This is a genomic window from Shewanella sp. 11B5 (assembly GCF_002836795.1).
In the GTDB taxonomy this organism is placed as follows: Bacteria; Pseudomonadota; Gammaproteobacteria; order Enterobacterales; family Shewanellaceae; genus Shewanella; species Shewanella frigidimarina.
The window spans coordinates 1-2,697 of record NZ_PJAP01001009.1 but is presented as its reverse complement, the minus strand read 5'-3'; the positions used below and the strand labels follow the sequence as shown (position 1 = coordinate 2,697).

Below are 2,697 nucleotides of genomic sequence, written 5' to 3'. Positions count from 1 at the left end.
TCACAGGCCGCTTTTGCCAGTGTGGATCGTAGAGCGTGGGAAACATCTCGTACATTAGGAGCCTCATGGCTACGCGCGGTTTGGACCTTATGCCGTGAACTACGAGGCCCCTTACTGCTCGCCATTATCGCAGCGTTTAGCCGCATTTTAACTGAAGTGGGTTGCTCGATGATGGTTGGTGGCAATATTATGAATGTCACCCGTAATATTCCCACTGCAATAGCACTTGAAACGAGCAAAGGCGATTTTGCACAAGCTATCGCGCTAGGATTAGTCTTATTAATATTAGCGGTAGTGTTAAACTTCATCTTAGGTTCATTGCGAGGCAAAGCCCTCCCAAGGAGTCATTAAGATGACATTATCACATTCTTCAGACCGCTCTTTAGCCAGTATTCATGCAAAAAACCTACTGATATCTTTTAATCAGCAGATACTCTTTAGCGCAGTCGATTTGCATTTTAGCCAAGGTGATGTCATTTACCTGCAAGGTGACAATGGCTCGGGTAAATCGACCTTAATGAAACTCCTCGCGGGTTTAATTAAACCAAATCAAGGTCAGATCACCAGCCAGGGGTTTGCGCCTCAAACGTGGTGGCGACCGTCATCTCTTTTAGGTAAAGCGGTTTATTTACATCAACATCCTTATCTTTTTGAAGGCACAGTAAAGTACAACTTAACCTACGCCTTGGATCAGCGGGCTTTAGCGCCGGAACAACGTAAAAAACGGATCAAACAAGCCATTCATATGGCTCAACTCACCGATTTACTGAATCATAATGCTAGCGATCTATCCGGGGGCGAGAGACAACGTCTTGCCATTGCCAGAGCTTGGATTGCGCAACCTAAACTATTAATGCTTGATGAACCGATCTCGAATATGGATAAGCACTCACAGCGCTTAGTGCTCGCGATGATTAATCAACTCAAACAAGACGGCACAGGACTGTTAATTAGCAGTCATCAAACCTGTGGCCTGACCGCGTTGTGTCAACAACATTGGCATATAAAGCAACGCACAATTCATACCAGTATTCATGTACCCCAAACAGATGATTTACATGATACCCACACAACGGAATTACATTATGGCACCACAAATTGATGCGGTGATTTTAGCTGGCGGCATGGCAAGACGAATGGGCGGCAATGACAAAGGCTTAGTGGATCTCAATGGCCAAGCGATGATTTGTCATACAATTAATAAGCTGTCGACTCAAGTGGATCAGATCCTGATTAACGCAAATCGAAACCAAGCTCAATATGAGCAATGGGGTTACACCGTTTTCAGCGATCAAGACAGCGGTTATTTAGGCCCTTTAGCTGGAATGGTTACAGCCTTAAAACAGACTCAAGCTGATTATTTACTTGTGGTCCCTTGTGACTGTCCTATGCTACCAACCGACTTAACAGCAAGATTATTAGCTGCTTTAGAGCAACAACAAGCCGACCTTGCTGTTGCTAGTGATGGTGAGTATGAACAACCCGTAGTGTTATTGCTAAAACCACATCTGGCATCATCGATGCAGGCTTTTTTAGATGCGGGAGAGCGCAAAATTGATTTTTGGTATCGCCAACATAAAGTGGCTGTAGAAAGTTTTGCTGACCAACCCAATGCATTCGTTAACATCAATACACCAGAACAAAAACAACAGTTAGCAACGCAAATTGCCAAGTAATTCAGTAGAGGTACTTCATGACAGCATTATTTTCTAATCCATTGTCCATTCCCGTTTTGGGATTTTGTGCATACAGTGGCACAGGTAAAACCACTCTACTAAAACAGCTTATTCCTGCCTTAATTGAACGCGGTTTACGTTTAGCCGTTATTAAGCATGCACATCATAATTTTGATGTTGATGTTCCGGGTAAAGACAGTTTCGAAATGCGCAAAGCTGGGGCAAGGCAAGTATTGGTAGCATCTCATGTACGCTGGGCATTAATGACTGAAGACCCAGTTGATGATGACCCACAATTACAACATTTACTGCGTCAAATTGAAGCCGACAAAGTCGATATCGTGCTGGTAGAAGGCTTTAAAAAACTGGCATTACCTAAAATTGAATTACACCGTGCAGCACATAATAAACCTTTGATTCATATACATGATGACAATATCGTTGCGATTGCCTGTTGTGATGAAACCACAGTACCTGATTCATTAATGCGATTAGATTTAAACAACGTGGCGCAAATTGCTGATTTTGTACAACACTATCAACAAAATTGGCAGGCAGAAGAGGTCAGCTTGCCGATTGATGCGAGCAAAGCAGCTCAAATGGACGATACGGAAAACAGTCCACACGGCATTAGTGTATCCCAAGGCGTTGCGGCGGTATTAAGCCAAGTTACCCCTATTGTGGACACTGAATTAGTCAGTCTTTTCGATATTGATAATCGCGTACTGGCACATGATATTATTTCTGAAATAAACGTACCTCAACAAACTAACTCAGCAATGGACGGTTATGCCTTTGCGTTTAGTAACTTATCTAATAAGCCTCTTAAAGTCGTGGCCGAAGTATTAGCAGGACATCATTACCCCAATATGCTGCAAGACGGCGAAGCCGTGCGCATTATGACCGGAGCAACAGTGCCAAAAGGCGCTGACACCATTCAGCCACGAGAACTAGCAAACGAACAAGATAACCTGTTAACCCTTCTTGAGCATGAGCACATCGTTAAAGGTCAGCATGTACG

The 2,697-nt window shown here is 43.6% G+C and carries 3 protein-coding genes and 1 pseudogene; all 4 read left to right on the top strand.

Annotated elements, in window-relative coordinates:
- Positions 1 to 351 (top strand): annotated as a pseudogene (locus tag CXF78_RS19605) (ABC transporter permease subunit); the annotation flags it as partial.
- Position 352: 1 nt separating this feature from the next.
- On the top strand, positions 353 to 1,102 hold the full coding sequence (locus CXF78_RS19600; protein WP_102037700.1) for an energy-coupling factor ABC transporter ATP-binding protein: 750 nt from the start codon (positions 353 to 355) through the stop codon (positions 1,100 to 1,102).
- Positions 1,086 to 1,676, top strand: coding sequence for a molybdenum cofactor guanylyltransferase MobA (gene mobA, locus CXF78_RS19595; protein WP_102037699.1), 591 nt, complete (start codon positions 1,086 to 1,088; stop codon positions 1,674 to 1,676). The genes CXF78_RS19600 and mobA overlap by 17 nt, the downstream gene beginning before the upstream one ends.
- 17 nt (positions 1,677 to 1,693) lie before the next feature.
- Positions 1,694 to 2,697: molybdopterin-guanine dinucleotide biosynthesis protein B (mobB, locus tag CXF78_RS19590; protein ID WP_102037698.1), on the top strand; the 1,004-nt coding region annotated here is incomplete at its 3' end.

Coding starts and splice junctions, on each gene's coding strand:
- CXF78_RS19600 (WP_102037700.1), top strand. CDS start 353: ATGACATTATCACATTCTTCAGACCGCTCTTTAGCCAGTATTCATGCA.
- mobA (WP_102037699.1), top strand. CDS start 1,086: ATGGCACCACAAATTGATGCGGTGATTTTAGCTGGCGGCATGGCAAGA.